This window comes from Georgenia sp. M64 (assembly GCF_038049925.1).
GTDB lineage: Bacteria > Actinomycetota > Actinomycetes > Actinomycetales > Actinomycetaceae > Georgenia.
Genome location: NZ_CP145809.1, coordinates 1954895 through 1979202 on the forward strand (window position 1 = coordinate 1954895; position 24308 = coordinate 1979202).

Here is a 24308-nt window from a genome sequence, read left to right on the forward strand (position 1 = left end):
GCCGGCGGCGCCGGTCCCGGGCTCTGCTCGCCTGGTCGCTCGTAGGAGCGATCGGTGGCGGTCCGGAGCCTCGAGTCTGCTCATCCGGTCGGTAGCGGCAGTCTCCGTTGGCGGTTCGGAGCCCGCGTCTGCTCGTCTGGTCGCTTCTAGCAGCCACCTGAGCAGACTCGTCGAGGGACCGACGGCGCCCGGCACGACGACGAAGGCCCACCCGGTCGGGTGGGCCTTCGTCGTGTGTCTGGGCGGTCCGCGAACGGATCGCCGCTGGTTCGCTGGCGCGAGCCTGCCGACACCGACCCGCGGCGCCGACGCCCCGGCAGCGTCAGCGCGCCAGCGACGTCAGCTCGCGCCAGAACCGCGCGAAGTCGGCGAGCTCTCCCTCGAGGGGCCCGACGACCTGCTCGCGCACGGTCCCGGCCACCACCTCGCGTAGCCGTCGGGCCACGCGGCGGGACCGCCGCCGCGCCCCCACGCGCGCGGCGATGCCGCCCACGAGGGCGAGCAGCAGTCCCACGACCACCCCGCCGCCGAGCAGCACGGTGGGCCACGGGAGCGGGCCGGCCATCGGGGTCTCCGGAGCCGGGAGCTGCAGGTACCCCATCACCGCGAGGGCGGCCAGCCACAGCCCACCGGCGATCGCGGCCGCGAGGAAGACCCACTGGAGGAAACCCAGCACGCGCCACCACGCAGGCCGCCGGGTCTGCTCGAGCTCGGCCGCGCCGACCTGCTGGTCGAGGGAGTCCACGAGCCCCGGCACGCGCGCCTCGGTGTCCTGCAGGACGTCCGCCCGCCAGGAGTCCGGCAGGTGACGCGTGGCCGTGGACGCCATCGCGTGGGCCGCCGAGCGCACCGCGGCCTCCTGCACCGGTGTCGGCCCGGGCAGGGAGGTGCGCACCAGGCGCGCCTCGGGAGCCTGCTTGTCCAGGTGCAGGCGGCGCATCGGGTCCGGCCGCAGCCGGGCCAGCCAGCGCACGGGCGGCCAGCCCACGTGCCGGCGTGCGGCCCGGACGTAGCTGCCGCGGACCGCGTCCTGGACGGCGTCCACCCCGGCCGCGCGGGCCGCGGCCTCGATGAGCCGGGCGCTCTGGCGCGGCTCCACGCCCGTCGTGGGCTCCCCGTCCGGGGTCACCTCGGCGGCGCGGAGCAGGTGCGCCGCGGCGGTGCGCACGTCCGCGGCCAGGCGCAGCTGGGCCGCCCGGGTCGAGGCGACGACGGAGTCGATCCGCTCGCGCAGCTCGGGCACCCCCTCGCCGGTGCGCGCGGAGACCGGCAGGACAGGCACCCCGCGCAGGCCGTCGCGCTCGAGGATGCCGGCGAGGTCGCGGAGGATCCCCTCCCGCTCCCCCGGCTCGAGGGTGTCCACCTGGTTGAGGACGACGACGGTGACGTCGGCGTGCGCGGCCATCGGGGCGAGGTAGTCGCGGTGGACGATCGCGTCGGCGTACTTCTGCGGGTCCAGCACCCACACGAGGACGTCGACGGCCGAGGCCATGCGCGAGGCGATGCGGCGGTGGTCCTCCGCGGTGGAGTCGATGTCCGGCAGGTCGAGGAGCACCAGCCCTTCCGGGCTGGTGGTCGAGGCGCGCCGGGCGGGCAGGCGACGCACGGCCGCGCCGGCGTCGGGGTCGACGGGCCCGTCGCCGGCACGGGTGCGGTCGGGCACGCCGAGCCAGTCGAGCAGGTCGCCGGCGTCGTCCGGACCCCACACCGCCGCCAGCGGCCGGGCCGTCGTGGGCCGGGTGGCCGCGACCCGGGAGACCGGCCGGCCGACGATGGCGTTGAACAGCGAGGACTTCCCCGACCCCGTCGCGCCCAGCAGGGCCACGACCGTCCGGCCGGCGGCGAGGTTCTGGCGCTGGTCCGCCCGCAGGACGAGCGACCGGGCGCCCTCGACGACGTTCGAGGGCAGGTGCGGCTCCCCGATGCCGACGGCGGAGCGCAGCGTGGCGAGGTCCTGCGGGAGCGTCGCGGCGTGGTCGACCTCGCGGCGACGGCGGAGCATCGCGCTCACAGGCCCGCCTCCGCCCGGCGGGCGGCCCGCACGGCGGTGACCGCCGCGCCGATCCGGTCCGTCGCCGACGGGTCGATCTCCAGCGTGGCGAGCGCCTGCCGGTACGCCTCGGCCTGGTCGGCGAGGAACTGCCCGGCGCGGGTGTGGAGGTCGTCGCGGGCGTTCTTCGTCATCTTCCGCACCGCGTCGTCACCGAAGACCGCCTCCAGGAGCTTCTGCGCCACGACGGCCGTGCCGCCGGCGATGGCGATCTCGGCGCCGGTCAGGCCGGCCGTCGAGGCGAACATGACGATCATCAGCGCGATGCCCAGGCCGTTGACGCCGAAGGAGAGCATCCGGGCGGTGAACCGCTTGTCGGCGCCCTCGTCCCGCACCATCGCCAGCAGTCCCGACTGCCAGCCGCGCACCTGCGCCGAGGCGGCGTCGTAGAGCTCGGCCTCGGGGGCGAGGGACGCGGTCGCGGTGGCGAGGACGCCTCGGGCGCCCGGCTCGCGGCGCCACGCGTGGTCGACGTCGGCGGCGGCCCGCTCGGCCTCGGCCACGAGGACGGTCTGCAGACCGGTCTCGATGGCTTCCTCGACCTGCTCGGTGGGCACCGGCCGGCCGCGGAAGAAACTGCCGATCCGGTCGCGCAGGCGGCCCACCTGGGCCTCGACGGACCGGAAGAACTCACCGGTGCCGACGAACTCCTGCCACCGGGCCAGGACCTCGCCACGGAGCATGGCCCCGTCGGCGGTGGCGGTCATGATCCGGTGGTGCGCCTGGGCGTAGGCCTCGTCGACCCGCCCCGCGAGCTGGACGAGCGCGGCGGTCTGGGCGTGCGTGCCCTCCGCGACGAGGGTGGCGCGGCCCAGCGCGGCGTCGACGGCGCCGCCGAGGGTCTGGCGCGCGACGGACGCCCGCGAGCCGGCGTCGGCGGCGATGCCGTGCAGCCACCCCTGCAGGGCGGCGACGTCGGCGCCGGGCAGGAGGCCGTCCGGGCCGAGGTCCGTCTCGCCGATGACGAACAGCGGCGCCCGGCCCAGACCCTCCTCCTCCAGCCGCTCGGCCAGGTCGTGGCGCACCTCGGCGCTGACGCCGGCGGGGACGCGGTCCAGGACGACCGCCACGACGATCCGGCGGTCGGCCGCCTCGGTGAGCAGCGCCCACGGGACCGCGTCGCCGTAGCGCGCGGCCGTGGTGACGAAGACCCACAGGTCGGCCGCCGCGAGGAGCTGGCCGGCGAGCTGGCGGTTCTCGCTGACGACGGAGTCGATGTCCGGGGCGTCCAGCAGCGCCAGGCCCGGCGGCAGGGCGGCAGAGGCACGCAGCTCGATCTCGTGGCCGGCCGTCCCCGTGGCCGGGCTCGGCGGGGCCCCCGGTCCCACGTGCACGCGGGCGAGCCCGGGCAGGATCCGGTCGTCGGTGAACCAGGCGGCGTCGTCGGGGTGGTGCACGAGGAGCGGCCGGCGGGTGGTGGGGCGGATCGCGGAGGCCGCCGTGACCTGCTCGCGCAGGAGGGCGTTGACGAGGGTGGACTTGCCCGCTCCGGTGGACCCGCCGACGACGGCGAGCAGCGGCGCCTCGAGCTGCTCGTAGCGCGGGATGACGTAGTCGGACAGCTGGTCGAGGACCTCCTGGCGGTCCTGTCGCGCGAGCGCGGCGCCCTCGACGTCGAGCGGGAGGTGCACCCCGCGCAGGATCTCGCGCAGCTCGCCGAGGGCGCCGAGGACCGCGCGGGCGCCGTCGCCCGTCCCCGAGGGCAGCGTGAGGCTCATCGCGCCGCGGCGGGGTCGGCCCGGACGACGCGGGGCAGCAGGTCGTCCTCGGGCGGCGCCCAGGTGCCGGCGTCGGCCGGGACCTGCTCGCCCGAGCGGATGTCCTTGACCTCGTCGCCGTCGGCACCGGGGAACCAGACGAACGGGATGCCGCGGCGGTCGGCGTAGCGGATCTGCTTGCCGAACTTGGCCGCCACGGGCGCGACGTCGGTGGGGATCCCCCGGGCGCGCAGCCGGCGGGCCACCCGGTCCGAGGCCCGGCGGTGCTCCTCGTCGGTCACGGCGACGAGGACGGCGCTCGGCACCGGTCGCGTCGCCGTCGCCAGGTCGTCGCGCAGGAGCCGAGCCAGCAACCGGGAGACCCCGATGGACAGGCCCACCCCCGGGTAGGTGCGCCGGCCGTCCGAGGCGAGGGAGTCGTAACGTCCCCCGGAGCAGATCGAGCCGAGGTCCTCGTGGCCCAGCAGCGTCGTCTCGTAGACGCTGCCGGTGTAGTAGTCGAGCCCGCGCGCGATCTTCAGGTCCGCCACCACGGTGCCCGGGGAGAGCTCGTGGGCGGCCTCGAGGAGGGCCACGAGTTCGCCGAGGCCCTCGTCGAGGAGGGCCGAACGGGCCCCGAGCGCGAGGACCTGGTCGGCGACCGAGGCGTCCGTCCCGGAGATGTCGGCCAGCTCGAGGGCGTGCGCGGCCTGCTCCGGCGTGGCGCCGACCTCGTCCATGAGGAGCCGGGCGACACCTTCGGGGCCGACCTTGTCGAGCTTGTCGATGGTGCGCAGCGTCCCCTCGACGTCCTCCAGGCCGATGGCCTCGTAGAAGCCCTGGGCGACCTTGCGGTTGTTGACGCTCACCCGGACCGGCGGGATGGGCAGCGCGGCGAGGGCCTCGGCCATCACCAGCGGCAGCTCGACCTCGTAGTGGAAGGGCAGGGTGTCGGCCCCGACGACGTCGATGTCGGCCTGCGTGAACTCCCGGAACCGGCCGTCCTGAGGACGCTCGCCGCGCCAGACCTTCTGGATCTGGTAGCGCTTGAACGGGAACGCGAGCTGTCCGGCGTGCTCGAGCACGTACCGGGCGAAGGGGACGGTGAGGTCGAAGTGCAGGCCCAGGCGGCGCTCGGCGTCGACCTCGCCCGCGTCGTCGGCCTCCTCCTGGAGGCGCTGGAGGAGGTAGACCTCCTTGGACGTCTCCCCCTTGCGCAGCAGCTGGGACAGCGGCTCGACGGCGCGCGTCTCGATCCCGGCGAACCCGTGGAGCTCGAAGGTGCGGCGGAGCGAGTCGAGCACGTGCTGCTCGACGACCCGGCCGTCGGGGAGCCACTCGGGGAAGCCGGAGAGGGAGGACGTGCGTGCCATGGGCCTGATCCTTCCATCCCCGGCACGCTGCGGGCGATTCGGCCCGCCGCTGTCCGCTGCCGGTTCAGCCGGTCGCCCGGCGGAGGTAGGGGTTGGAGGCGAGCTCGGCGGACAAGGTGGTGGACGGGCCGTGGCCGGGCAGCAGGACGGTCTCGGGCGGCAGGGCGCTGGCCAGGGTGCGCAACGTCGAGAGCATCTCGCGCTCGTCTCCGCCGGGCAGGTCCGTGCGACCCATCGAGCCGGCGAAGAGCACGTCCCCGCACAGCCCCAGGAGGACCTCGGTCGGGCCGTCGGGGGCCAGGATGCCGCGGGGCAGGATGTCGGCCGGCCGCACGTCCCCGGGTTCCAGCGTGGCCCGCACGAGGAGGACGGCGCTGCCCTCGGTGTGCCCCGGCGCGGGGACGGCCCGGACGACGACGCCCGGGACGACCTCGTCGCCGCCCCCCTCGAGCCAGCCGGCCGGGAAGGGCCGGGTGGTCTCGGGCTCGCGCCACGCGGTGCCGGTGAGCCGGCGGAAGTACTCCCCCAGCTCGCCCAGCGCGCCCGCGGGGTCGCTCATCCGGTACAGGTCGGGGCCGGCCAGGTGGACCGGCGCCCCGCCCGCGACCTCGGCGGCGTCCCAGAGGTGGTCGGCGTGCCCGTGGGTCACGACGACGGCACCGACCGTGAGGCCGTGCGCGGCGAGCAGCGCTGGCAGCGCCTGACCCGCGCCCGCGCCCGGGTCGACCACCACGGCGGGGCCACCGGCACCCGCGGCGAGGACGTAGCAGTGGGTCTCCAGGGCGGTGCGGGAGGTTCGCAGCAGCAGCACCGCGCCAGGCTACCGGTGCGGGTGGGCGTGCCCGTGGGACGCCGGCCGCGCTCGTGCGGCAGGGCGGCCGGGACCGGGTGCGGCGTCGCGGCGGTCGGGACCGGGTGCCACGTCGGTCGCACGGTTCTCGGGCGCCGGCACGACGTCGGTGGCCGCCGCGGCCGGGGCGACGACGACGTGGCCCACACCCGGCAGCGCGGCCCGCAGCGCGGCGGTGGCCGAGCCCTGCAGGGTGAGGAACTCGGTCATGGTCACCCCGGGCGCCGGCTCGATCTCGGTACCGACGTCCAGCCGGTGACCCGCCCACCGCAGCCGCAGCCCGCGGACGGCGTGGACGCCGGGAAGGGCGAGCAGCGCTCGCTCGGCACGGTCGACGAGGTCCGGCTCGACGCCGTCGAGGAGCCGCCGGCCGACGTCGCGCACCGTCCCCCAGAGCAGGACGGCGATCATCGCGGAGATGAGCAGGCCCACGACCGGGTCGGCGGCCGGCACGCCCAGCCAGACGCCGACCACGCCGAGGACCACGGCGAGGGAGGTGAAGCCGTCGGTGCGGGCGTGGATGCCGTCGGCGACGAGGGCGGCCGAGCCGATCCGGCGCCCCGTACGGATGCGGTACCCCGCGACGAGCTCGTTCCCGGCGAAGCCGATGACACCCGCGGCGAGGACCCACTCGAGGTTCTGCAACGGCTGCGGCTCGAAGAACCGGTGGACCGACTCGTATGCCGCGACGACGGCGGAGAGGGCGATCATGACCACGACGAACAGGCCGGCGAGATCCTCGGCGCGGCCGTAGCCGTGGGTGAAGCGCCGGTCCGGGCGGCGCCGACCCAGGACGAAGGCGATCCACAGCGGGACCGAGGTGAGGGCGTCGGAGAAGTTGTGGATCGTGTCCGCCGCCAGGGCGACCGAGCCCGAGACGGCCACGACCACCAGCTGCAGCAGCGCCGTCGTCCCCAGGACGACCAGGCTGATCTTGACGGTCCTGATGCCCTGGCTCGAGGCCTCGAGGGCGTCGTCGATCGAGTCCGCGGCGTCGTGGCTGTGCGGGACGAAGAGGTGGTGGAGGAAGCCCCGGACACCTCCGTGGGGATGGGTGTGGGTGTCGTCGGAGTGGTCGTGGGCATGGCCGTGGTCATGGCCGTGGTCGTGACCGTGGTCATGGCCGTGGTCATGGTCGCGGTCGTGGTCGCGGTCGTGGGGGTGAACATGGCCGCCGTCTCCCCGGTGGGCGTGACCGTGCTCGTCCCCGCCCTGGTGGTGCCGGTCGGTCGAGCCCCACTCCGGCGATCGGCTCATCGCCGCACCTGCTGCGCCGAGCGGACGGCGCGCACCTGGTGGTGGCGCGGCGTGCCGCCGATGCTGTGCTCGGCCTGGTGCAGCGCGTCCGTGACCAGGCTGTGCGCGTGCTCGTCGAGGAGCCGGTACAGCACCCGGGTCCCCTCATGGCGTGCGGCGACGATCCGGGCGAGTCGAAGCTTCGCGAGATGCTGGGAGACGGCGGACGGTGCCTTCCCGACCGTCGCGGCCAGCTCTCCGACGGAGCGCTCGCCGTCGCCGAGGGCGAGGACGAGCCTGACCCGGGTCGGCTCGGCGAGCATCGCGAAGACCTCCGCCGCCACGTCAACCAGATCGTCGTCGACCGGGCCATCGGTATCTGCGTACATGTGCAGATAGTAGCGCGTTTGCCTCGCCGCCCCGACGTGCAGCGCTCGAAAACCGGTGTGTGCTCGCTTGCGCCTGTCCCTAGACTGATGGTCTCGCGCGCGCGGCGGCAGACTTTTGCGTGCAGGCGCGACGAGGCACCGGCGGAGACGTCGGGCCGAATGGCCGAGAACGGTGTGGCGCCCCCGCCAACCCCGTCATCCCGAAGGAGTGACCACAAAGTGACCGAGCAGCCGGGAACCAGCGAGAACGAGGACAGCGCATCGACCGCCCAGGACCAGGCTGCGACGGTAGAGCACCGCGGCGCAGCGGGCTTCCCTGCCGGCTCGGCCGAGAAGCCGCCGGTCGAGTCCGCGTCGATGCCGCCGGTCGTGGCGGCCGAGAAGCCGCCGGTCGTGTCGGCGGACAAGCCGCCGGTCGAGGCTGCGGCGACGCCGCCTGCCGGTCCGTCCACGTCCGTGTCGACCGACGACGCACTGGTCGAGGAGCCGGTTGCAGAGCCCGCTGCTGAGGTTGCGTCGACCACCGAGACTGAGGTTGCGGCGACCACCGAGCGCGCTCCCGAGACTGAGCAGGCTGCCGAGACTGCGGCTGAGGCCGAGCCGACCGCTGAGACTGAGCCGGTCGCCGAGGCCGAGCCGACCGCTGAGACTGAGCCGGTCGCCGAGGCCGAGCCCGCTGATGAGGCTGGGCCGGTTGCCGAGGCTCCGGCTGAGGCCGAGCCGACCGCTGAGGCTGAGCCGGTTGCCGAGACTGAGCCGGCTGCCGACGCTCCGGCTGAGGCCGAGCCGACCGCTGAGTCTGAGCCGGCCGTCGAGGCTGAGCCGGCACCAGCGCCTGCTCCCCGACCGGTTCCTCGGCCCGCCCCGCGCCCGCTCCCCCGCAAGGCGGCTCCGGCCGTCGCTGCTGCCGCGCCGCCCACCCCGCCGGTGGACGCGCACGATGCCGCCGAGGCCGCGGCGTGGGGCCGGGTCGCGGAGGACGGGACCGTCTACGTCCGGGAGGCCGCCGGCGAGCGGGTCGTCGGGCAGTACACCGGTGCCGACACCGAGGAGGCGCTCGGTTTCTACGTGCGCCGCTTCCTCGACCTCCAGGCTCAGGTCGCCCTGTTCGAGGCGCGCCTGCCCCAGCTGGCCCCCAAGGAGATCGACCAGACGCTGCAGACGCTCACGGAGGCGCTCGCCGAGCCCGCTGCCGTGGGCGACGTCGACGCGCTCAGGGCTCGCCTGGACAAGCTCCGCGAGATCGGTGAGGAGCGCCGACGCGAGGCTGCCGCCGAGCGGGAGGCGGCGCGGGCCGTCGCCGTGTCCGAACGGACCGCGATCGTGGAGAAGGCCGAGGCGATCGCGGAGCAGGATCCGTCCCGCACGCAGTGGAAGCAGTCCGGCGAGCGGCTGCGTGAGCTGCTCGACCAGTGGAAGACGGCGCAGCGGTCCGGGCCTCGCCTCGACCGGCCGACCGAGGACAAGCTCTGGAAGCGGTTCTCCCACGCGCGCACGGCCTTCGACCGTCACCGTCGGCAGTACTTCTCCGAGCTCGACGCGGCCCAGAGCACCGTCAAGGCCGCGAAGGAGAAGCTCATCGCCCGCGCCGAGGAGATGGCGTCGTCGACGGACTGGGGCCGCACGGCAGCGGCGTACCGGCAGCTCATGGACGAGTGGAAGGAGGCTGGCAGGGCCTCCCGCAAGGACGACGACGCCCTCTGGGCACGCTTCCGCGCGGCACAGCAGCGCTTCTTCGACGCCCGCAGCGCCCAGAACGCCGAGGTCGATGCCGAGTACGGCGACAACCTCAAGGTCAAGCTCGCCATCCTCGAGGAGGCGGAGGCCCTCGTCCCGGTCACCGACCTCAAGGCCGCCAAGGCTGCCCTGCGCCCGCTCCAGGACCGGTGGGAGGCCGCCGGCAAGGTTCCCCGCGCCGACGTCCAGCGCGTCGAGGGCCGGATGCGCGCCGTGGAGCAGGCCGTCCGCGACGCCGAGCAGGCCGTGTGGAAGCAGTCCAACCCCGAGACCCGCGCCCGCGCCGAGGGGGCGGCCGCCCAGCTCGAGTCGGCGATCGGCCAGCTCGAGGACCAGCTCGAGGCCGCACGAGCGACCGGCGACGCCGATGCCGTGGCCCAGGCGCAGGCTGCGCTGGACGCCCGGCGTGCCTGGCTGGACCAGATCCAGCGCACCGCCCAGGGCTGACCCTTCACAACGCCGCAGGCCCGCCCCGCATCCACAGGGGGCGGGCCTGCGGCGTCCCGGTGCCGGGCGGGACCGGCACGATCGGGGCATGACGACGACGGCGCTGCGGTGGTTGGAGCCGGGACACCCCGAACCGGTGCGTGCGGTCGAGCTGCCCGGCGGCGGCGGACCCCGGGAGGATGCGCTGCTGGCCGGGGCCCGGCTTGACGGGCTGCTCTGCCCCGGACCCGACGGCCGGGCGGCAACGCTCGACCTCGCCGGCTCCGCGGCCGCCCGCGCGTCCTCGCTCGCCGGCCGGGTGCCCGGGGGCGGCGCAGTCTGCCTGGGCACCGCGGTGTGGGTCCACACCGGCCTGTCGCACCCGGGGCACCTCCAGGTCTGCCCGGCGCCAGGCGCCGGCCGGGTGGGCACGGTGGCCCTGACGCTCGTCGAGGACGACGTCGTCGTCCTGGAGTCCCTGACCGTGACCACCCCGCTGCGCACCGCGTGCGACATCGCCAGGCTGGCGCCCCTCGACCGGGCGGCGACGGGCCTGCTCGCTCTGCGCCGGACCGGGCTGGACCTCGCCGAGGTGTCCGCGGCGCTGGCCCTGCAGCGTCGTCGCCCCTTCGTCCAGCGCGGGCGGGACCTGGTCGCCCTCCTGCTGTGAGCGCGTCAGGCGTTGGGCTCGGGGGTGCGCGAGCTCTTCGTCCCCGTGACGCGGTAGGCGTCGAAGACACCGTCGATCCGGCGCACCGCGCTGAGGACGGCACCGAGGTGGGAGGGCTCGGCCATCTCGAAGACGAACTTGCTCAGCGCCACGCGGTCCCGGGAGGTCGAGACCGCGGCCGAGAGGATGTTGACGTGGTTCTCGGACAGGACGCGCGTGACGTCCGACAGGAGCGCGTTGCGGTCCAGCGCCTCGACCTGGATCTGCACGAGGAACGTGCTCTGGCCGCGCGGCGCCCAGCTGACCGAGACCATCCGCTCGGGCTGGGCGCGCAGGCCCTCGACGTTGCCGCAGTCCGCACGGTGGACGGAGACCCCCGAGCCGCGGGTGATGAACCCGACGATCGGGTCGCCCGGGACCGGGGTGCAGCACCGGGCGAGCTTGACCCAGATGTCGGTGTCCGCCATGCCCTCAACGACGACGCCGGAGTCCCCGGTGCGGTGCCGGATGCGCTGCTCCCCCGGCATCGTGGCCTCGGCGAGGGTCTCCTCCGCGCCGGGCTCCCCACCCATCGACTGCACGAGCCGGTGGACGACGTTGGAGGCGGAGACGTGGTTCTCGCCGACGGCCGCGTAGAGCGAGGACACGTCGGCGTAGCGCATCTCGGTGGCGAGGGCGCTGAGGGACTCGTGGTTCATGAGGCGCTGGATGGGCAGGTTCTGCTTGCGCATCGCCTTCGTCAGCTGGGTCTTGCCCAGCTCGATGGCCTCCTCGCGCCGTTCCTTCGTGAACCAGGCCTTGATCTTGTTGCGCGCCCGCGGGCTCTTGACGAAGGTCAGCCAGTCCTGGCTCGGGCCGGCCCCCTCGGCCTTGGAGGTGAAGACCTCGACGTTGTCACCGTTCTCCAGCGCGGAGTCGAGCGGCACGAGACGGCCGTTGACACGCGCTCCGACCGTGCGGTGCCCGACCTCGGTGTGGACGGCGTAGGCGAAGTCGACCGGGGTGGCCCCGGCGGGGAGGGCGATGACGTCGCCCTTGGGGGTGAAGACGTAGACCTGCGACCCCGACATCTCGTAGCGCAGCGAGTCGAGGAACTCGCCGGGGTCCGCGGTCTCGCGCTGCCAGTCCACGAGCTGGCGCAGCCAGCCCATCTCGCTGGGGGGAGCCTCGCCCGACTTGGTGCCCTTGGCGCCGGGGTTCTCCTTGTACTTCCAGTGGGCCGCGACGCCATACTCGGCCCGGCGGTGCATGTCGTGCGTGCGGATCTGGATCTCGACCGGCCGTCCGCCGGGTCCCACGACGGTGGTGTGGAGCGACTGGTACAGGTTGAACTTCGGCATCGCGATGTAGTCCTTGAACCGCCCCGGCAGGGGCGTCCAACGGGCGTGCATCGCGCCGAGCGCGGCGTAGCAGTCGCGCACCGAGTCCACGAGCACGCGCACGCCGACGAGGTCGAAGATGTCGTCGAAGTCGCGGCCGCGGACGATCATCTTCTGGTAGATCGAGTAGTAGTGCTTCGGCCGGCCGGTGACCACCCCGCGGATCTTCGCGCTGCGCAGGTCCGACTCGATCTGCTGGCTCACCTGGTCGAGGTACTCGTCGCGGGCGGGCGCGCGCTCGACGACGAGGTGCTCGATCTCCTCGTAGACCTTGGGGTACAGGGTGGCGAAGGAGAGGTCCTCCAGCTCCCACTTGATCGTGTTCATGCCCAGCCGGTGCGCCAGCGGGGCGTAGATCTCCAGGGTCTCGCGCGCCTTGCGCTGGGCGGAGGCCGCGGGAACGTACTTCCAGGTGCGCGCGTTGTGCAGCCGGTCGGCGAGCTTGATGACGAGGACGCGGATGTCCTTCGCCATCGCCACGACCATCTTGCGGACGGTCTCGGCCTGGGCGGCGTCGCCGTAGGTGACCTTGTCGAGCTTGGTGACGCCGTCGACGAGCAGGGCGATCTCCTCGCCGAACTCCTTGCGCAGCGCCTCGAGGGAGTACCCGGTGTCCTCCACGGTGTCGTGCAGGAGCGCCGCGGCCAGGGTGGGCGGCGTCATGCCCAGCTCGGCGAGGATGGTCGCGACGGAGACCGGGTGGGTGATGTAGGGGTCGCCGCTCTTGCGGACCTGCCCGCGGTGGGCCTCCTCCGCGACCTCGTAGGCGCGCACGAGGAGCTGGACGTCGGCCTTGGGGTGGTTGGCCCGGACGGCGCGCAGCAGCGGCTCGATGGCGGGCGGGCTGGTGTGGCCGCGAGAGCCGAGCCAGACCAGGCGTGAGCGCACCCGTGACCCGGGTACGACCGTGTCGGTCGTACCGGTCTCTCCCGGCGCCGGGATCCGTTCGCCCGCCATTGGAGAATCCTACGGTGCGCCCGGAGAGCGGGACGACCGGGCGCCAACCGCTCGTTGCCGCCTCGCCGTGCCCGGCTCACCGGTTCCCGGCCGGTGACGCCGCCGAATCGGTGCACGAGCACCGCCGAACCAGGGCACGAGCAGCGCCGAATCAGTGCACGAGCAGCGCCGAACCAGGGCACGAGCACCGCTGCATCAGTACGTGAGCAGTGCTGGATCAGTACACGAGCACCGCGTCGACGTCGTGACCCTCGAGCTTCGAGCGTCCCCCGAGCGCAGCGAGCTCGAGCAGCATGGCCAGGGCGACGACCTCGCCGCCGCTGCGCTCGATGAGCTTGACGGCCGCGGCGCCGGTGCCACCGGTGGCCAGGACGTCGTCGATGATGAGGACGCGCTGGCCGTCGCGGACCGTCTCCGGCCTCAGCTCCATGCGGGCGGTGCCGTACTCGAGGGCGTAGTCGACGCCGATGACGGGCCCGGGGAGGCGGCCGGCCTTGCGCACCGTGATCATGCCGACGCCGAGAGCGTTCGCCAGCGGTGCCGCGAGGATGAAGCCACGGGACTCCAGGCCCGCGACGGCGTCGACCCGCCCGCGGTACTTCTCCGCCAGGCCGTCGACGAGGGCCCCGAAGGCGGGGCCGTCGGCGAGGAGCGGGGTGATGTCACGGAACAGCACGCCGGGCGCCGGGAAGTCCGGGATCTCCCGGATGTGCCCACGGACCAGGTCGGTGAGCGAGGTCGGGAACGCGGTCTGCGGTGCGGCGGTCATCGTCGGCCCTTCTTGCGTCGTCTGGGCTGGGCGTCGTGGCCCTGGTGGTGGCCGGCGACGACCCCCACGCCGGTGAGGTCCTCGGTCCGGGCGGCGAGGCTCTCGCCGTCCTGCGCCTCGCCGGCCGCGGCGCGGCTGCGCGCCCGGTGCTCGAGCACCGAACGGGTGTGCCTGCGGATGGGTTCCGAACGCTCCCGCAGGGTGACCTCGAGGGGGGTCGCGATGAAGATCGAGGAGTAGGTCGAGAGCAGCATCCCGACGAACAGCGCGAGCGCGATGTCGCGCAGCGTCCCCGCGCCGAGCAGGAACGCCCCGACGAAGAGGATCGAGGCGACCGGCAGCAGGCCGACGACCGAGGTGTTGATCGACCGCACGAGCGTCTGGTTGACGGCGAGGTTGGCGCCCTCGGCGTAGGTCCGCCGGTGCTGGGTGTACAGGTCGGCGTTGTTCTCGCGGACCTTGTCGAAGACGACGACCGTGTCGTAGAGCGAGTAGCCCAGGATGGTGAGGAAGCCGATGACGGAGGCGGGGGTCACCTCGAAGCCGACGAGGGCGTACACCCCGACCGTGGCGACGAGGTCGTGCAGGAGCGCCACGATCGCGGCGACCGACATCGTCCACGTGCGGAAGTAGGCCGCCATGACGAGCGAGACCAGCACGAGGAAGATCACCAGGCCCTGAAGGGCCTTGGTGGTCACGTCCTGGCCCCACGACGGGCCGACGAACGTCGCGGTCACGTCCTGCGCCGGCACGCCGTACGCCTCGGCCAGGCCGTCCCGGAGCTGCTGGGTCTCCTCGCTGGTCAGCTCGGCGGTCTGCACGCGCAGCGAGTCGGTGCCGACCGTGGAGATCCGCGGGGGCTCGCCTGACAGCTCGGCGACGACGTCGGCCGCGGGCTGCTGGTCGAGGGTGGCGGCGCCCGAGACGGTGAACTGCGAGCCGCCGCGGAACTCGATGCCGAGGTTCATGCCCTTGACCGCGAGGATGAGGACCGAGACGACCACGAGCGCGACCGCGATGGTGAACCAGGTCCGGCGTCGTCCGACGATCTGGACGGACCGGCGACCGGTGTAGAGCTCGTTGCCGAGGGAGGACAGGCCGCGCATCAGCGATCACCGCCTTCCGTGGTGCGGGTGTCGGTGCCCGTACCGGGCAGGTCGGTGGGGGGATCGTCGTCCGGCGGTGCGCCGGTCGTGGTGCCGTCGTCGTGCTCGACGGCCGGGTCCGGCCCGCCGGCGCCCGGCCGGGCGACCTCCGGGCCGCTGCCCTCGGACTCCTGCGCCGCGGCCCTGGCCCGCGCCGCCGCGCGGCGCTCGGCGATGGTCAGGCGGCGGCCGTCCGGGGCGTAGAGCTCGTCGTCGGCAGCGCCGTGGGCGTCGTGCGCGGTAGGTGCGGCGGAGGCCGGCGGAACCACACCCGCCCCGGCGGCGGCGCCGGCGCTCGTACCGCTCGCGGTGGCCCCGGTCGTCGTCCCTGCGGAGCTCGCCCCGGCGGCCCGCGACGCGCCGGCCGCGGCCGAGCCCGAGGCTGCGCCCACCCCGGCCCCGACCAGGGTCTTCTCGGCCGGCCGCGCCGCCGTCGCCGGTCGCGCGGCCCGGTCGAAGCGCCCCCGGCCACGGTAGGTCACCGAGCTCGCTCCGAGCCGGACGGGGTCCAGGCCGGAGAGCCGGTGCCCCTGACCGAAGAACTGCGTGCGGATGAGCACCTGCATGAGCGGGTGAGTGAAGAGCACGACCACGAGGAGGTCGATGAGCGTCGTGAGACCGAGGGTGAAGGCGAACCCGCGGACGCCGCCGACGGCCAGGTAGTACAGGACGAGCGCAGCGAGGAAGTTCACCGCGTCGGAGGCCAGGATGGTGCGCCGCGCGCGGGCCCAGCCGTGCTCGACCGCGTCGACGAGGAGGCGGCCCTCACGGACCTCGTCCCGGATGCGTTCGAAGTAGACGATGAACGAGTCCGCCGTGATGCCCACCGCGACGATCATGCCGACGACGCCGGGCAGGGACAGGCGGTAGCCGACCGTCCACGACAGGATCGTGATGACCAGGTAGGTGAGCAGCGCGGCGATGAGGAGGCTGGCGACGGAGACCAGGCCCAGCCCGCGGTACTGCCAGAACATGTAGAGGATGACCAGGCCGGCACCGATGAGGCCGGCGAGGACGCCCCGCTGGAGCTGCTCGGAGCCGAGCGTCGCCGAGATCTGGTCCTCGGACTGGACCGTGAAGTCCAGCGGGAGCGAGCCGAAGTTCAGCTGGTTGGCGAGCGTCGCCGCCGTCTCGCGGGTGAAGTCGCCCGAGATCTGGGCCCGGCCGTCGAAGATGGCGTTCTGCATCTCCGCGTTGGAGATCACCAGGCCGTCCAGGACGATGCCGAACTGGTTCTGCGGCGCGGGCAGGTCGAGCAGGCGCTGGCTGAACTCGGCGAAGACGTCCGCGCCCTCACCGTCCATCTCGAGCGAGACGACCCACTGCCCGGTGCTGACGCCCTGCTGGTTGACGCCCATGCCCGAGGTGGCGGAGTCGACGTTCGTGCCCTCGAGGGCGGTCGGGCCGAGGATGAACTTCGTGGCACCGTCGTCGGAGCACGCCACCAGCGGGGCGGCCGGGTCGTCCTCGACCCCGCCGGTGAGGTTCGCCGGGTCGGTGCAGTCGGTCGTGTAGAAGTCGTAGCTGACCTGCTCGGTGATCCACGCGAGGTCGGAGGACGACGTCGGCTCGGTCGCGGGGTCCGCGGAGAGCTGGCCGTCGCCGTCGGCGTCGGACGCCGCGCGGGCCGCGGCCTCGATCTCCTCCTGGGTCGGCGGCGCCGTCGGCTCCTCGGTGGCGGCGTCGGTCGCCTCCGCCGTTGCGCCCTCGGTGGCGGCGTCGGTCGACTGCTCGGTGGCGCTCTCTGCGGCGTCGGCCGGTGCCTCGGTCTGCCCGTCGGTGAGCTGCTCCGCGGCGGCGTCGGCCGGTGCCTCGGTCTGCCCGTCGGTGAGCTGCTCCGCGGCGGCGTCGGTCGGCTCCTCCGCGGGCTGCTGGGACTCCTCGAAGGCGACCGGGTCGATCGTGCCGGGACCGGCGAGCGTGAGCACGGGCCGGAACCGCAGCTGCGCGGAGCGCCGCACGAGGTCGAGGGTCTCCTGCGAGGGGGTCCCGGGAAGGGCGACGACGATGTTCTGCCCGCCCTGGCTCGTGATCTCCGCCTCGGTGACGCCGGAGGCGTCCACGCGCTGACGGATGATCTCGATCGCCTGGGTGATGTCCTCCTCGGTCACCTCCGACCCGTCGGTGGTCGTGGGCGTGAGGATCAGCTGCGTGCCGCCCTCGAGGTCCAGGGCCAGGCGAGGCGCGAAGGACGCCCCGTCCTCGTCGTCGCCGGTGAGCTGGACGCCGGCCACCAGCGATCCGGTGAGGAGGAGGACCAGCAGGGCCAGCAGGCCGAGCGACCGGCCGGGACGGTTCTTCTTCGGGCGTTGCGCCACCGATGTCTTCTCTCGTGCAGGGCGGCGAGGGGCCGCGGGTGCTCGCCCGGTGGGACCGGGCGGCAGGTCAGGGGCGCGGGTTCTCGTGGTCGCCGTCCGGGCCACGGTCGGCCGGGGGCAGCCCGCCGGTCCCGGTGGTGCCCGTGCCGTCGACGGCCGTCGGCGTGCCACCCAGGGCACCGGCGTCGTCGGGGACGACGACGACGCCGTCGGCCTCGACCTCGTCCTCGTCGGCGGAGGCGTACGGGGGCTCCTTGGCCTCCCGGATCGCGGTCCGGTTCCAGATGGTCTCCACGCCGGAGGGGCTCTCCAGGGTGATGACGTCGCCGTCGATGTCGACGATCTTCCCGAGGAAACCGCCGATCGTCATGACCCACGTGCCCGGGACGAGCGCCTCCTCGAGCTTCTGCCGGGCGGCGGCCTGCTGCTTCTTCCCGCGTGAGCTGATGAACCACATCATGCCGAGCATGAGGGCGAGGAAGATCAAGATCGAGGGATCCATCGGGAGATGCTCCGGTCGTGTCGAGGACGATGGCCACCTGAGTCTAGGCCACGCCCCGCCGCCGGGGGGAACTCCGCCGCGCGCGTCCACGTGGGTTCCTCGGCGCGTGTCGGCGTCGGTTCCTCGGCGCGTGTCCGCGGGGGTTCCTCGGCGCGTGTCCGCGGGGGTTCCTCGGCGCGGAGACGTGCGGTCCGCCCGGCGGGGCGCGTGGCGCTCAGACGAAGAGGAGGCCGTCGCCGGGCCGGTCGAGCCCGAGGTGGTCGTAGGCGGCCGGCGTGGCCATCCGGCCGCGGGGCGTGCGCACGATCAGCCCCTCGCGCACGAGGAACGGCTCGGCGACGGTCTCGACGGTCTCAGGCTCCTCCCCCACGGTCACCGCGAGGGTGGTCAGGCCCACCGGCCCGCCGCCGAATCGGCTGCACAGGGCCTGCAGCACGGCGCGGTCGAGCCGGTCCAGGCCGAGCCGGTCGACCTCGAAGACGTCCAGGGCCCCGTGGGCGGCGGCGAGGTCGAGCTCGCCGCTGCCGCGCACCTGGGCGAAGTCCTGCACCCGGCGCAGGAGGCGGTTGGCGATGCGCGGGGTGCCCCGCGAGCGGGAGGCGAGCTCGGTGGCGGCGTCGTCGTGCAGGGGCGCGCCGAGCAGGCCCGCGCTGCGCCGCAGGACCCGCTCGAGCTCGGCGGGTGAGTAGAACTCGAGGTGGCCGGTGAACCCGAACCGGTCCCGCAGCGGGGCCGGCAGCAGGCCGGCGCGGGTGGTGGCGCCGACCACCGTGAACGGCGGGAGGCTGAGCGGGATCGACGTGGCGCCGGGTCCCTTGCCGACGATGACGTCGACCCGGTAGTCCTCCATCGCCAGGTAGAGCATCTCCTCGGCGGGGCGGGCGAGGCGGTGGATCTCGTCGATGAACAGCACGTCCCGGTCCTGGAGGGACGACAGGATCGCGGCGAGGTCGCCGGCGTGCTGGATGGCGGGGCCGGACGTCAGCCGCAGGGAGCCCTCGACCTCGGCGGCGATGATCATCGCCAGGGTGGTCTTGCCCAGCCCGGGCGGGCCGGACAGCAGGACGTGGTCGGGCGGGCTCTGGCGCGCGTTCGCGGCGTCGAGGAGGAGGGAGAGCTGGTCGCGCACGACCTCCTGACCCACGAAGTCGGCCAGCCGGCGGGGGCGCAGCGCGGCCTCGGCGGCCCGTTCGAGGTCGTCCGCCGCGGCGTCGACCACCTCGCGGGCGTCAGCCACGGCGCTGCCCGCCCAGGCTCTGCAGCGCCGCCCGCAGGATTGCCGGGACGTCCGAGGGTGCGTCGTCGGCGGCCAGGACGGAGTCGACCGCCCCGGCGGCGACCTTCTCGGTCCAGCCCAGCTGGACGAGGGCCTCGACGACGTCCGGGGCTCCGTCGGCGACGGCCGGTGCCGGGGCCGGCTCCGCGCCCGTCCCGCCCGGGGCACCGAGCTTCGTCCCGACCTCGAGGACGATGCGCTGGGCCCCCTTGCGGCCGATGCCGGGCACCCGCTGCAGGGCGGCGAGGTCCTCCGCCGCGACGGCGCGTCGCAGACCGTCGGGGGTGTGCACGGCCAGCATCGCCAGCGCCAGGCGCGGCCCGACGCCGGAGACGGTCTGGAGGGTCTCGAAGACCTCCCGCTCGTCGTCGTCGGCGAAGCCGAACAGGGTGAGGGAGTCCTCGCGCACCACGAGCGTGGTCGCCAGGCGGGCCCGGTCACCCACACGCAGCCCGGCCAACGTGGTGGGCGTGGCGTGGACGAGCATGCCCACCCCGCCCACGGTGACCACGGCCCGGTCGAGCGTGACGGTCTCGACGGTGCCGGTGACGGCGGCGATCATCGGTGCGGTTCCTCCCGGCGGGCTGCCCGCACAGCGTGCGGGACGTACAGGTGTACGACCAACCTACATGTTGGGTGCGACGGCACCGGCCCGGCGCGCCGATCGCTCGGCCTCGGCCCACGCGCGCTGGGCCGGCGTGAGGCCGGCCCCGGTGGCGCGGGGCAGAGTGTCCGCGCCGCCGTACTGGGCGCGCACCGCCGAGCCCGTCCCGCCGCCGCGCCAGGCGTGGCAGATGGCCAGGGCCAGGGCGTCGGCGGCGTCGGCGGGGCGCGGCCGCTCGGCGAGGCCCAGGATGCGCATGACCATCTCCTGGACCTGGGCCTTCTCCGCCCGGCCGTTGCCCGTCACCGCGGCCTTGACCTCGCTCGGCGTGTGCAGCGCCAACGGCAGGTGCGCCCGGGCGGCGGCGAGCATGGCCACGCCGGCCACCTGGGACGTCCCGGTGACCGACCGCACGTTTGCCTGGGCGAACACCCGCTCGACCGCGACGACGTCCGGGCGCAGCGTCGTCAGCCAGCGCTCGATCTCCTCGGCGACGGCGAGCAGGCGCAGGTGCGGTGACAGCTCCGCCGCCGTTCGCACCACGCCGACCTCGACGAGGTGCACCCGCCGGCCGGCGGCGGTGTCGACGACGCCGAGACCGCACCGGGTCATGCCGGGGTCGACTCCGAGGATGCGCACGGGCCTACTCTCCCCCGCGGCGCGCCGGGGTGGCGGCACCGGCGCGCCGGGCTGTGCGCGGGGCGGCGGGCACGGCGGCGGTGGACCTCAGTCCTCCTCGTCGAGCGCCGCCATGACCTCGTCGGAGGCGTCGAAGTTGGCGAAGACGTTCTGGACGTCGTCGCTGTCCTCGAGGGCGTCGATGAGGCGCAGGACCTTGCGGGCGCCGTCGAGGTCCACCTCGACCTCCATGGAGGGCACAAACTGCGCCTCGGCGGAGTCGTACTCGATCCCCGCGTCCTGCAGGGCGGTCCGCACGGCGACGACGTCGGTGGCCTCGGAGAGCACCTCGAAGGAGTCGCCGAGGTCGTTGACCTCCTCGGCGCCGGCGTCGAGGACGGCGGCGAGGACGTCGTCCTCGGTGAGCCCGCCGGCCTTGGGCAGGGTGACCACGCCGCGGCGGTTGAACAGGTACGACACCGAGCCGGGGTCGGCGAGGTTGCCGCCGTTGCGGGTGAACGCCACGCGCACGTCGGAGGCCGCGCGGTTGCGGTTGTCCGTGAGGCACTCGACGAGGACGGCGACGCCGCCGGGGGCGTAGCCCTCGTACATGATCGTCTCGTAGTCCGCCCCACCGGTCTCCGCGCCGGAGCCGCGCTTGACGGCACGGTCGATGTTGTCGGCCGGCACGGACGACTTCTTCGCCTTCTGGATGGCGTCGAAGAGCGTGGGGTTGCCGGCCGGGTCACCGCCGCCGGTGCGCGCGGCCACCTCGATGTTCTTGATCATCCGCGCGAAGAGCTTGCCCCGCTTGGCGTCGATTGCCGCCTTCTTGTGCTTGGTGGTGGCCCACTTGGAGTGACCGGACACTGTGTGCTCCTCGGAGGTTGCGTGTGCATGGCGAGCGGTCAGGCCGCGTCGCGGACCATGCCCACGAAGTAGCGGTGCACCCGCCCGTCCCCCCCGATCTCCGGGTGGAAGGCGGTGGCGAGCAGCCTGCCGTGCCGAACCGCGACGATCTTACCGTCGCCGGTGCCGGACGCGCCCGGGGCCCCGGTGCGGGCGAGGACCTCCACGTCCGCCCCGACCCGCTCGACCCACGGGGCCCGGATGAACACCGCGTGCAACGGCCCCTCCCCCGGCCCGGAGAGCGCCGGGACGACGAGGTCCTCCTCGAAGGAGTCGACCTGGCGACCGAAGGCGTTGCGCCGCACCGTCATGTCGATCCCGCCCAGCCCCTCCTGGTCGGCGGTGGCGCCGGCCACCCGGTCGGCCAGCAGGATCATCCCCGCGCAGGAGCCGTACACCGGCAGGCCGGCGGCGATGCGGTCGCGCAGGGGGACGTACAGCCCGAAGGCCTTGAGGAGCTTCTCGATCGTCGTCGACTCCCCACCGGGCAGCACCAGGGCGTCGACGGCGGCGAGCTCGGTCGTCCGGCGCACCGTGACCGGTCGGGCGCCGGCCGCGGCGAGCGCCGCGACGTGCTCGCGCACGTCGCCCTGCAGCGCCAGGACGCCGATCGTGGGGGAAGAAGTCACGGCGGACGATCCTATACCGGCCGAAACCGGACCCGGGCGGGCGCGCTCGGTCGTGGTCACACCGACGACTCGTCGAGGTGCTCGGCCGTCCCGTCCCAGCCGCCGAGCAGCCGTGTGACGATGGCGGGCAGCCCCGCGGGGTAGACGACGACGCCGTCGCGCACCGCCTCCGCGAGCTCGCCCACGTGCCACCAGCGCACCTCGTCGAGGACCTCCCGCTCGAGCTCGGTCCAGCCGGCGTGGCTGACCTCCGTGGCGGTGACGCGCACGAAGAAGAAGTCCTCGTCCTGCCGGCAGGTCACCCGGGCGAAGTCGAACAGGGCGCTGCGGGTCAGGACCGGCCCGAGGAGCTCCTCGGGGTCGACCACCAGACCGGTCTCCTCGGCGAGCTCGCGCACCGCACCGGCGCGCTCGTCCTCGCCGGCGTCGACGCCGCCGCCGACGGTGAACCACCACGAGCGGGTCACCTCGCCGGAGTCGTGCCCGCGGACGAGGAGGACCCGGTCCTCCTCGTCCGCGACGATCACGCGGGCGGCGCGCCGGTACGGGATGCCGTCCGGCCCGGGCACCCAGTCGGGGCTCAGCCCGTACGTCTGCGGGTCAGGCATGCGCCCGGGCGGTCACCAGCCGCGCTCGGCGAGACGGTGCGGGACGGGGATGTCATCGACGTTGATGCCGACCATGGCCTCGCCCAGCCCGCGGGAGACCTCGGCGATGACGTCGGGGTCGTCGTAGAAGGTCGTCGCCCGCACGATCGCCGCGGCCCGCTGGGCGGGGTTGCCGGACTTGAAGATGCCCGAGCCGACGAACACGCCCTCGGCGCCGAGCTGCATCATCATCGCGGCGTCGGCCGGGGTGGCGATGCCGCCGGCGGTGAACAGCACCACGGGCAGCTTCCCGGCCTGGGCGACCTCCTTGACGAGCTCGTACGGCGCCTGGAGCTCCTTCGCGGCCACGAAGAGCTCGTCCTCGGGCAGGTTCTGCAGGCGGCGGATCTCCTGGCGGATCTGGCGCATGTGCGTGGTGGCGTTGGAGACGTCCCCGGTGCCGGCCTCGCCCTTGGAGCGGATCATCGCGGCGCCCTCGGTGATGCGGCGCAGCGCCTCGCCCAGGTTGGTGGCCCCGCAGACGAAGGGGACGGTGAAGCGCCACTTGTCGATGTGGTTGGCGTAGTCGGCGGGGGTGAGGACCTCGGACTCGTCGACGTAGTCCACGCCGAGCGCCTGGAGCACCTGGGCCTCGACGAAGTGGCCGATGCGGGCCTTGGCCATCACGGGGATGGAGACGGCGGCGATGATGCCGTCGATCATGTCCGGGTCGCTCATGCGCGAGACCCCGCCCTGCGCGCGGATGTCGGCGGGCACCCGCTCGAGGGCCATGACGGCCACGGCGCCCGCGTCCTCGGCGATCTTGGCCTGCTCGGGGGTGACGACGTCCATGATGACGCCGCCCTTGAGCATCTCGGCCATCCCGCGCTTGACGCGGGCGGTGCCCTGCTGGGGCGCGGCGGCCGGCTCGGTGGCGAACTCGTTCTCAGACACGGTGACCTCGGGGGAAGGGCGGATGGAACCCCACCAGTCTAGTCGCGGCGGGCGGCGAACCCCGCCCGCGCCGAGACCACCTGCTCGAGCAGGTGCTGCTCGTCCAGGCGGGCGCCGATGTCGTACCGGCCGGTCAGGGCCCGCTGCCGCGCGAAGGCCAGGGAGGTCGCGGCCCGCTGGAAGTCCCTCATGGCGCCGCCGGCGCCGCGACGGGCGGCCCAGGCCCGCGCGTCCCGGCGGGCGGGCATCGAGGTGAGCATCTCCACCTCGAAGGGGGCGAACCAGCCGGCCCGGGCGTACTCCCCCAGCCGCCGCGCGATGGTGCGCTGCTCCGCGCGCCGGAGCGCCAGGACGAGCAGGATCGCGACGGCGAAGAGCGGCACCTGGACGGTCCAGTACACGCTCTCGTGGACGGCCATGACGGCCGAGCCGTTCCACAGGGCGTGCAGGGCGACGGCGCCGGCCCACCCCAGCGGCGCGAGCCACACCCAGGAGCCGCGGCTTCGGGTGCGGCTGGCCAGGCCCAGCGCCAGCCCGGTGCAGGCGGTGAAGGTCACGTGGGCGAAGGGCCCCTGGATCGCCCGCGCGAAGAAGACCTGCCCGAGCGCCTGCTCGTACTGGACGAAGTAGAGGATGTTCTCGGTGAAGGCGAACCCGGCGGCCACCACCGACCCGTAGACGATGCCGTCCACCGGGCCGTCGAAGTAGCGCCTGCGCAGCAGGAAGATGAGGAGGACGCCGACGCCCTTGGCGCTCTCCTCCACCAGGGGGGCGCCGACGACGGCGCCGAGGACCGAGGCGGTGGTGTCGTCGCCGGTGGTGGACAGGACCGAGAACGTGAACAGCTCGTTGAAGACGAGCGAGACCGCGGTGGAGACCCCGGCGCCCCACAGCAGGGCGGCGAGGAGCAGGCTCCGAGGCTCGGGCTCCCAGCGGTCGACCCAGCGCACGGTGGCGAGGACCACCACGAGTGGCACGAACGCCAGCGCCCCGGCCATGGCCGTGGAGGTCGCCCCGCCCACGCCCATGATGAGGGTGATCATCCAGTAGACGCCGGCCAGGCCGAGCGCGATGCCGAGGACCTCCACGACGAGGAGGGTCCGGCCCGGGGGCCGGCGCGGCGTCCAGCCAGCGACCGCGGGCGGCGCGCCGGGCGCGGGGGCGATCGCCGGACGGCCGGGCCGGCCCGGCGGGAGGTGCGAGGACCCGCTCGTCGTCATGGCCCACACCCTA

General features: G+C 74.1%; 21 protein-coding genes. 2 read left to right on the top strand and 19 right to left on the bottom strand.

All coding sequences use genetic code 11. The features are described from left to right. Nucleotides 1–322: 322 nt before the first annotated feature. The 6 genes from AAEM63_RS08890 to AAEM63_RS08915 form a co-directional block, all read right to left on the bottom strand. Entirely contained in the window at nt 323–2002 is a 1680-nt protein-coding gene (locus AAEM63_RS08890; RefSeq protein ID WP_341361343.1) for a GTPase, read from the bottom strand. A gap of 5 nt (nt 2003–2007) precedes the next feature. Then, on the bottom strand, nt 2008–3768 hold the full coding sequence (locus AAEM63_RS08895) for a dynamin family protein (protein ID WP_341361175.1): 1761 nt from the start codon (nt 3766–3768) through the stop codon (nt 2008–2010). Beyond that, a complete protein-coding gene (gene hisS, locus AAEM63_RS08900; protein ID WP_341361176.1) occupies nt 3765–5120 on the bottom strand; it encodes a histidine--tRNA ligase in 1356 nt (451 codons plus the stop codon). Before hisS ends, AAEM63_RS08895 begins: the two co-directional genes overlap by 4 nt. Before the next feature lie 64 nt (nt 5121–5184). Then, the gene (locus AAEM63_RS08905; RefSeq protein ID WP_341361177.1) at nt 5185–5931 is read right to left on the bottom strand and encodes an MBL fold metallo-hydrolase; all 747 of its coding nucleotides are present in this window, start codon (nt 5929–5931) and stop codon (nt 5185–5187) included. Nucleotides 5932–5940: 9 nt separating this feature from the next. Continuing rightward, complete coding sequence (locus AAEM63_RS08910) at nt 5941–7227, bottom strand: cation diffusion facilitator family transporter (RefSeq protein ID WP_341361178.1); 1287 nt, start codon at nt 7225–7227, stop codon at nt 5941–5943. Beyond that, nucleotides 7224–7595: a metalloregulator ArsR/SmtB family transcription factor gene (locus tag AAEM63_RS08915; RefSeq protein WP_341361179.1), complete on the bottom strand. Its 372-nt coding sequence runs from the start codon at nt 7593–7595 to the stop codon at nt 7224–7226. Before AAEM63_RS08915 ends, AAEM63_RS08910 begins: the two co-directional genes overlap by 4 nt. Nucleotides 7596–8522: 927 nt before the next feature. Between AAEM63_RS08915 and AAEM63_RS08920 the strand changes: the two genes are divergently transcribed. Both AAEM63_RS08920 and AAEM63_RS08925 read left to right on the top strand, forming a co-directional pair. After that, complete coding sequence (locus AAEM63_RS08920) at nt 8523–9779, top strand: DUF349 domain-containing protein (protein ID WP_341361180.1); 1257 nt, start codon at nt 8523–8525, stop codon at nt 9777–9779. Between the two features lie 88 nt (nt 9780–9867). Next, a complete protein-coding gene (locus tag AAEM63_RS08925; protein WP_341361181.1) occupies nt 9868–10428 on the top strand; it encodes a hypothetical protein in 561 nt (186 codons plus the stop codon). A 5-nt stretch (nt 10429–10433) separates the two neighbouring features. On the opposite strand, the gene AAEM63_RS08930 is transcribed toward AAEM63_RS08925, so the two are convergent. The 13 genes from AAEM63_RS08930 to AAEM63_RS08990 form a co-directional block, all read right to left on the bottom strand. Further along, complete coding sequence (locus AAEM63_RS08930) at nt 10434–12764, bottom strand: bifunctional (p)ppGpp synthetase/guanosine-3',5'-bis(diphosphate) 3'-pyrophosphohydrolase (protein WP_341361182.1); 2331 nt, start codon at nt 12762–12764, stop codon at nt 10434–10436. 217 nt (nt 12765–12981) lie between these two features. Then, nucleotides 12982–13533, bottom strand: coding sequence for an adenine phosphoribosyltransferase (locus tag AAEM63_RS08935; RefSeq protein ID WP_123918762.1), 552 nt, complete (start codon nt 13531–13533; stop codon nt 12982–12984). Further along, the gene (gene secF / locus AAEM63_RS08940) at nt 13530–14639 is read right to left on the bottom strand and encodes a protein translocase subunit SecF (protein ID WP_341361183.1); all 1110 of its coding nucleotides are present in this window, start codon (nt 14637–14639) and stop codon (nt 13530–13532) included. Before secF ends, AAEM63_RS08935 begins: the two co-directional genes overlap by 4 nt. Continuing rightward, nucleotides 14639–16996, bottom strand: a complete 2358-nt coding sequence (secD, locus tag AAEM63_RS08945; protein ID WP_341361184.1) for a protein translocase subunit SecD — start codon at nt 16994–16996, stop codon at nt 14639–14641. Before secD ends, secF begins: the two co-directional genes overlap by 1 nt. Before the next feature lie 67 nt (nt 16997–17063). Further along, on the bottom strand, nt 17064–17498 hold the full coding sequence (yajC, locus tag AAEM63_RS08950; RefSeq protein WP_341361185.1) for a preprotein translocase subunit YajC: 435 nt from the start codon (nt 17496–17498) through the stop codon (nt 17064–17066). Nucleotides 17499–17712: 214 nt separating this feature from the next. Further along, entirely contained in the window at nt 17713–18735 is a 1023-nt protein-coding gene (ruvB, locus tag AAEM63_RS08955; protein WP_341361186.1) for a Holliday junction branch migration DNA helicase RuvB, read from the bottom strand. Further along, a complete protein-coding gene (gene ruvA / locus AAEM63_RS08960) occupies nt 18728–19336 on the bottom strand; it encodes a Holliday junction branch migration protein RuvA (RefSeq protein ID WP_341361187.1) in 609 nt (202 codons plus the stop codon). Before ruvA ends, ruvB begins: the two co-directional genes overlap by 8 nt. A 63-nt stretch (nt 19337–19399) precedes the next feature. Then, nucleotides 19400–20017, bottom strand: a complete 618-nt coding sequence (gene ruvC, locus AAEM63_RS08965) for a crossover junction endodeoxyribonuclease RuvC (RefSeq protein ID WP_341361188.1) — start codon at nt 20015–20017, stop codon at nt 19400–19402. An 87-nt stretch (nt 20018–20104) separates the two neighbouring features. After that, complete coding sequence (locus tag AAEM63_RS08970) at nt 20105–20866, bottom strand: YebC/PmpR family DNA-binding transcriptional regulator (protein ID WP_341361189.1); 762 nt, start codon at nt 20864–20866, stop codon at nt 20105–20107. Between the two features lie 38 nt (nt 20867–20904). Further along, nucleotides 20905–21534, bottom strand: a complete 630-nt coding sequence (pdxT, locus tag AAEM63_RS08975; RefSeq protein WP_341361190.1) for a pyridoxal 5'-phosphate synthase glutaminase subunit PdxT — start codon at nt 21532–21534, stop codon at nt 20905–20907. A gap of 56 nt (nt 21535–21590) precedes the next feature. Next, entirely contained in the window at nt 21591–22142 is a 552-nt protein-coding gene (locus AAEM63_RS08980) for an NUDIX domain-containing protein (protein WP_341361191.1), read from the bottom strand. Nucleotides 22143–22154: 12 nt separating this feature from the next. Continuing rightward, nucleotides 22155–23075 carry a pyridoxal 5'-phosphate synthase lyase subunit PdxS gene (pdxS, locus tag AAEM63_RS08985; protein ID WP_341361192.1) on the bottom strand — a complete coding sequence of 307 codons (921 nt, stop codon included), beginning with the start codon at nt 23073–23075 and terminating at the stop codon, nt 22155–22157. Between the two features lie 38 nt (nt 23076–23113). Beyond that, nucleotides 23114–24295, bottom strand: a complete 1182-nt coding sequence (locus AAEM63_RS08990; RefSeq protein WP_341361193.1) for a PrsW family intramembrane metalloprotease — start codon at nt 24293–24295, stop codon at nt 23114–23116. Nucleotides 24296–24308 lie beyond the last annotated feature (13 nt).